This window comes from Microcoleus sp. AT8-B5 (assembly GCF_036705565.1).
Classification (GTDB): Bacteria; Cyanobacteriota; Cyanobacteriia; order Cyanobacteriales; family Microcoleaceae; genus Microcoleus.
Map to the genome: position 1 here is coordinate 1 of NZ_JAUBUY010000023.1, position 6533 is coordinate 6533.

General features: G+C 48.1%; 5 protein-coding genes. 3 read left to right on the top strand and 2 right to left on the bottom strand.

The genetic code is table 11. From position 1 onward, the window contains the following. Window positions 1–795: RNA-guided endonuclease TnpB family protein (locus tag QUB39_RS16805; protein ID WP_333273308.1), on the bottom strand; the 795-nt coding region annotated here is incomplete at its 3' end. A gap of 47 nt (window positions 796–842) precedes the next feature. Next, the gene (locus tag QUB39_RS16810) at window positions 843–1841 is read right to left on the bottom strand and encodes a hypothetical protein (RefSeq protein ID WP_333395318.1); all 999 of its coding nucleotides are present in this window, start codon (window positions 1839–1841) and stop codon (window positions 843–845) included. 1106 nt (window positions 1842–2947) lie between these two features. Here QUB39_RS16810 and QUB39_RS16815 point away from each other — a divergent pair. The 3 genes from QUB39_RS16815 (at window position 2948) to QUB39_RS16825 (ending at window position 6381) form a co-directional block, all read left to right on the top strand. Further along, entirely contained in the window at window positions 2948–3850 is a 903-nt protein-coding gene (locus QUB39_RS16815; protein WP_333057201.1) for an MBL fold metallo-hydrolase, read from the top strand. Window positions 3851–4079: 229 nt separating this feature from the next. After that, window positions 4080–5294, top strand: a complete 1215-nt coding sequence (locus tag QUB39_RS16820; RefSeq protein WP_333057200.1) for a bifunctional riboflavin kinase/FAD synthetase — start codon at window positions 4080–4082, stop codon at window positions 5292–5294. 178 nt (window positions 5295–5472) lie between these two features. Then, the gene (locus QUB39_RS16825) at window positions 5473–6381 is read left to right on the top strand and encodes a MoxR family ATPase (RefSeq protein ID WP_333057199.1); all 909 of its coding nucleotides are present in this window, start codon (window positions 5473–5475) and stop codon (window positions 6379–6381) included. Window positions 6382–6533 lie beyond the last annotated feature (152 nt).

Genomic DNA, 6533 nt, shown 5'->3' on the forward strand with positions numbered 1-6533 from the left:
GAGATTTTCCACTGCAATAACTTGGTTTTCGTTAACTATCTTGCGGGATAGCTTCTGTAGAAAATCTTCACGGCATCTAGCAATTTTGGAGTGAACTTTTGCCACTACCAGTCTTGCCTTTTTTCGGTTTTGACTACCTTTCTTTTTGCGAGCAAGCTTTTGCTGCTTACGTTTTAGGTTGCGTTGACGCTTGATAAAATGTTTGGGATTGCCAAACTTAGAACCATCACTGGTGATCGCAAAATGAGTTAACCCTACATCAATGCCAATAGCTTTATCTGCTGGGACTAACTCAGGCTTTTCTTTCCCATCGTCAATCAAAACAGAAATAAAATGTTTGCCGTCCGGGTTGCGAGACACGGTAACGGTCTTGATGTCGCCCTCAAAATCACGATGTCGCCGACAGAAAACTAAACCAATCTTAGGTAGGTTGATATAGTCACCGTCGAATTTGACATTTTGAGGGTAGCCGATCGACTGCCTGTCGTGCTTGGCTTTGAATTTGGGTGGCATCGCCCTCTTGTCAAAGAAGTTTTTGTAGGCAGTAGATAAATTCAATGCCACCACCTGCAAGCATTGAGAATAGGGTTCTTTTAGCCATTCGTATTCTTTTTTGAGTGGAGGGAGCAAGCCTTGTATGTATGCCCTAGATAGTCCTTTGCCAGTATTTTTGTAAGTTTCTTGACATAGATTTAAAGCATAGTTCCAAAACCATCTCGCACAACCAAAAGACTTTGCAAGCAAGGTTTCTTGCTCACTTGTGGGATAGATTCTGTACTTGTAGGCTTTATACATTTATCAAGATTGCAGAATACCGATAAGATGAGCGTAGCACACAAAAACTATATTGATTCGCTGTCGCTCAATTTATTTTCACCGCGAGCTTTCATCCCGACGCTCACCTTCGGTAGAGCGCGGGACTTCCCATTCGCATTAGTTAAAGCCATGCCATAAGTAGCGTCCCAAGTCTGCAAACCTTCGAGAAGGGCATTGCGGACTAAAGCTTCTGGTTCCCGACTCAGCATCAGGCGAAAGCACTCGGCAGCGCGGGAACGGGCGATGGAACTTTTGACAGAGCTCACAGGGCCAAACCCACCCTGATTCACCAAATCGGTCATTTGCCGCACAGCAATCAAACGCTTCACGGGGTCAGCATCAGTCAAATCCGCCAAGATGCGATCGATCGCATCTTCATCTTTTGCTGCCCCCAGACTCAACCCTTGCCGCAGCAACACCCCTGCAATCGCGATCGTACCCAAATTCTGCAAAATTAGGCTCAAAGCCATCCAGTGGCTCTCAGAGTCCGCCCAAATCGCCAAACTCATGTAAGCGCCCAAGGTAGCAATGCCGCCGGTGCCGACGGCTAAAACGAATCGGCGGTTCGGGCCCTCCCAAAATTGCTCGCCTTTTGCCCGCAGCAATTGCCAGTCCCACGACTGCCCTCGGTAAACCACCATCATCGCTGCTATCCCCAGGCCTGTGGAAAACAGTAATTCACTGTTCCACCACCCCCAAACTGCTGCCAGGGTGATAACTGCCAGCCAACCTTTTGATCGAGTCAAACTCTCTAGCAGCCACTTGAGAAACGCAGTAGAAACCACAGGCGATCGGGCCCAGGAGGTCTTGCCATCTACCCTCCGCCGTCTTGTTTCGGCAGTCCGGCCTGTGGCTGTTGGGGTTGCCGGCGGGCGATCGTCCGAACTCAATTCTCTCAAAGCTTGACCATCAGTTATTTCTAAAGACAGGTCGCTCAAGGGAAGATTACCGAGTTCCAAAGTGCGATCGGACACTTTCACCGGCGATCTATTCAGCTTGGTTGTAGTTTTTTTAACTTGATTCATACTGACTTTTTTGAAAAATAACTTAAAGTTATCCAGGCTTTTTTAGCACTGATTTAGATTCTCGGCAAATAAGACTCTAAGCTTCTATGATACCGGAAATTCAAACCCGTGGCGAGTACCGCAAATGCGCCGAATTCCGAGAAATCCTTACCAAAAATAGAGCGATTGAAGATTGTTGAGAAAAGCACCACAGGTTAACAGGGAATATTTCTGCATCGCTCTTGAGACAGAATGGCGATCGGAGTTGGCATGATAGCCAAAAAGCGAAATTTTTTAATTTCCGAAAATAGGGGAATTTTGAGTGATTCAATTCGTCCGCCAAGAAATGCACGACGAAAATTTAGCCTTTTGCCCGCAGGCCCGGACTCTCGCTGCTACCCGGTGTCAGATGAGGCTGGGTTCAGCTTGACCGCTAGCGGGACGAACCGCAGCGGGCCGAGCATCCAGACAGTATTGGTTGATAATTAATAGCAGGAGCATTCCTAAACTGCTAAGATTTTTGAATTAATGGGAGTTGAGTTAATTAAACCGGGTTCTGCTAAAAAGGAGTCCCGGATGCTCATGGGCAGGGGTTAAATGGCGGGAGCATCTCAAGTCGGGTAAATTAACCGTCATTCTTGTAGCGGCGCGTTCACGCCCGATCGCCAATATCGGCCAGATATCGGCGTAAAACAGCCCCGCCACCTGCATATTATGGTCGATCGACCGGACTAGATAGCAGGAAAGCCATCATCCGGGTTCAAACCGGTAAAGCAGCAAGGCAAGCAACCGACCGCGCAATCCGGTTCGGCAATTGCAGAGGCTGGAGAAACAGCGGCTTTTGACCAAACTCAGACAGAACTACTGCCCCAAAGTGTGTCTGCGGAGGTTAGGCTAGTGAAGAGACGAAAAGAATAGTTACGATCGAGACTTCCAACGTCTACTTTGTAATTTATTGCTCAGTTGTCAAGCCCAACAGTTTTGCATTCTCGCGATGAGCGAGACTCTTGGCAGTTCCCACAAGTGGGGAACTCGACCGTCAAAGAACTTGGGTTTGATGGTAAAGCCCTTAGTAATATGTAAACACCTTATCGATAACTCGCCGGAACAATCTTGCAAGAAAACCCATGTCTAGTATGCACAACCAATTCACGGTTCACTTCTGGGGCGTTAGAGGTAGCATAGCGTCTCCCGGGGCAGAAACAGTACGTTACGGGGGCAACACGCCCTGTGTAGAAATGCGAGTGGGTGAGAGTCGCCTAATTTTCGATGGCGGTACTGGATTGCGGGTTTTGGGACAAACTCTCCTGTCCCAGATGCCCGTAAAAGCTCATATGTTTTTTACTCACTCTCACTGGGATCACATTCAAGGATTCCCATTTTTTGTCCCAGCTTTTATTCCTGGGAACTGCTTTCACATCTATGGGGCTATTGCTCCTAATAAGGCTACTATCCAGCAGCGCCTCCACGACCAGATGCTGCACCCCAATTTTCCGGTACCCCTGCAAATTATGGGGGCAGACCTGAAATTTAACGATATAGAAGTGGGCAAACCGCTGGAAATCGGAGAGATTAAGGTGGAAACTGCTTTGCTGAACCATCCGGGCGAAGCTATAGGCTACCGCGTAAACTGGCGGGGGTATTCGGCTGCTTACGTGACTGATACCGAACATTTTCCCGATCGTTTAGACGAAAATGTGCTGTATTTGGCTCAGGATGCTGAGGTGCTGATCTACGACGCTACTTATACCGATGAGGAGTATTATGCGGAGAAAAGCAGCAAGGTCGGCTGGGGACATTCGACTTGGCAGGAAGCGGTGAAGGTGGCAAAGGCTGCTAATGTCAAAAAGTTGGTGATTTTTCACCACGACCCGCTGCACAATGACGAGTTTTTAGACAAGGTGGGAGAACAAGTGGCTCAAAGATTCCCGAACAGTTTGATGGCGCGGGAAGGTTTGTCGTTACAATTGCTGCCTCCTGATAACAATTTGTCTGAAGTGTCGGTGCAAGCGCCTCAAGTGCCTGTCTGATGGATTTGAGATTGCCCGATGGTTCTGAAATCTTGAGGTCAGAAATCTCAAATTTAAGTTAGGGCTGACCTCAGAGACGGATACAAGCCCCCGGCTTAAGTGGTGGAAAACCAAAAAGTTTAGACCAAAGTTCAACCTTCCAGATTTATCTGTGGAGTCAAATCTAAAATCTAAAATCTAAAATCTAAAATCGACTGGCGATCGCACTAAGTATGTCAAAATTTTAAGCGTGTGGGTAACTTCTTCTTCTACCGCTGCTCTGACTCCAACTTCTGTTGCCTTGGGAAACTTTGATGGTTTGCACCTAGGGCATCGACAAGTCGTGCAGCCAATTTTAAATCGATCGCCTGGGCAAAATTCTGCCAGGGTGATTGCGTCGGGGCAAAACTTGCGCTCAAACGTTGGCACAGATCAAAATTGGGAAACAGAACATCCGGCGACCTGCGAAAATGACTCAGCAGCACCGCCGGATCGAGCCGACAGTCGCCATAAGTTCGAGGGTTTGATAGGCGCTCGGGCCGACGGCAACAGCCTTTCTGGAATCGATTCTGATGGGGTCGATCGACTTTACAGCACTGTGGTGACATTCGATCCGCACCCGCAAGAATTTTTTACGGGTCAACCGAAAAAACTGCTGACACCTCTGGCAGAAAAGGTAGAATTGCTCGCAGCCATGGGCGTCGAGCAACTTGTGCTGCTGCCGTTCGATCGAGAATTAGCGGCTTTGACTGCTTGTGAGTTTGTCGAGGAAATTTTGGTGCGGCAACTAAAAGCGAGTCGAATTAGTGTGGGGGTTGATTTTCGGTTTGGTCGGGGACGCGCTGGGACGGCTGTGGATTTGCAGTCGATCGCCTCTGGTTACGGTATTGATGTTGCTCTTGTACCGCTGCACAATTGCGGTGAGGGCGATCGGATCAGCAGTTCTGCAATCCGCGAAGGTCTGGCATCCGGCGACCTCAGAAGAGCGAATCAGTTGCTGGGGCGACCTTACAGTTTAGTCGGAACTGTGGTTGGGGGACAGCGGCTGGGTAGGACGATCGGATTTCCTACTGCTAATATCGAACTGCCGCCGGAAAAATTTTTGCCACGTTTTGGCGTGTATGCAGTGCGAGTCTCGCTGAAGCATGGATGGGAAAATATGAAAGAGGAAAGTTCTTCCTATCAGCGGGAAAACCCCAAATCTGTAATCCCCGGCACAGCATCCAATTTATCTTTTGTCAATGGGGTGATGAATGTTGGCTGCCGCCCGACGGTAGACGGTCTGCAACCCACTGTGGAAGTTCACCTGTTAGATTGGTCTGGGGATTTGTACGGTCAAACCTTGAGTGCGAGTTTGGTAGAGTTTTTGCGACCCGAACAAAAATTCGCTTCTCTGGATGCTCTCAAAACTCAAATTCAGGCAGATTGCGATATTGCTAGAAGCCTCTTAACTGCTAAAGTCTAATAATTATGTGATCTAGAACAGGCGATCGCTTTTAAAAATGGTGCAAGATGAGTCAGACTAAATTCTAGTTGTACAAATACGAAGTCCGCAAGGCAAAGACTCAAGAATTTGGCAATCTTGATATCTTTTCAACAATTAGCAATTAGCAATTCGCAATTAACAATTAGAAATCAGGGATATGAGACAACATATTGAGCGGCTCAAACAAAATCTAGGCAAAACTATGGTTGGCAAAGCGGATGCTATTCGCTTGGTGCTGGTAGCCGTGTTTTCGGGCGGACACGCGCTGCTGGAAGACGTGCCTGGTGTGGGAAAAACGCTGCTGGCGAAGTCTTTGGCGCGATCGATCGATGGGAAGTTTCAGCGGATTCAGTGCACTCCCGATTTGTTACCGACGGATGTCACCGGTACTAATATTTGGAATCCGCGCAGCGGAGAGTTTGAGTTTTTGCCCGGCCCAGTTTTTGCTAATGTTTTGCTTGCTGATGAAATCAATCGGGCGACGCCGCGAACTCAGTCAGCTTTGCTGGAAGTGATGGAAGAAAAGCAGGTGACAGTAGACGGAGTTTCTCGAAATGTTCCGACGCCGTTTTTTGTGATTGCGACTCAGAACCCGATCGAATATCAAGGCACTTTTCCGTTACCGGAAGCGCAAATGGATCGGTTTACTTTGTCTTTGACTTTGGGCTATCCCGCTGCGTTGGAAGAGTTGCAAATGTTGGAACGGCTTTCTGATAGTTTTGCTGTTGAAGATTTGCAGCCTTGTATTTCTTTGGCAGAAGTGCAGGAATTGCGTCGTTTGTGCGCTGGTGTGAAGGTGGAAGGCTCTTTGAAACAGTATATTGTAGATTTGGTGCGATCGACGCGGGAGGATGAGGAGATTACTCTGGGGGTGAGTCCCCGGGGCGCGGTGGCTTTGCACCGGGCGTCGCAGGCTTTGGCGTTTATTTCGGGGCGGGATTTTGCTACCCCGGATGATGTGAAGGATTTGGCGCCGCACGTACTGTCTCACCGGTTGATTCCGGCGGGGGGAAGAAGGGCTAAGACGATTGTTGACAAGTTGTTGCGGTCTGTTCCTATTCCTTAAAAAGTTTGTAAGTAGGTTGCTTTAATTATAGGAACAGGCAAGATGCCTGTTCCACAAAGAATTACAGCTTAATTAAAGGAACAGGCAAGATGCCTGTTCCACAAACAATAAAGAATTACAGCTTAATTCAAGGAACAGGCAAGATGCCTGTT

Bases quoted from the DNA above. Each gene is read 5' to 3' on its own strand.
- QUB39_RS16810 (WP_333395318.1), bottom strand. From the start codon at position 1,841: ATGAATCAAGTTAAAAAAACTACAACCAAGCTGAATAGATCGCCGGTG.
- QUB39_RS16815 (WP_333057201.1), top strand. From the start codon at position 2,948: ATGTCTAGTATGCACAACCAATTCACGGTTCACTTCTGGGGCGTTAGA.
- QUB39_RS16825 (WP_333057199.1), top strand. From the start codon at position 5,473: ATGAGACAACATATTGAGCGGCTCAAACAAAATCTAGGCAAAACTATG.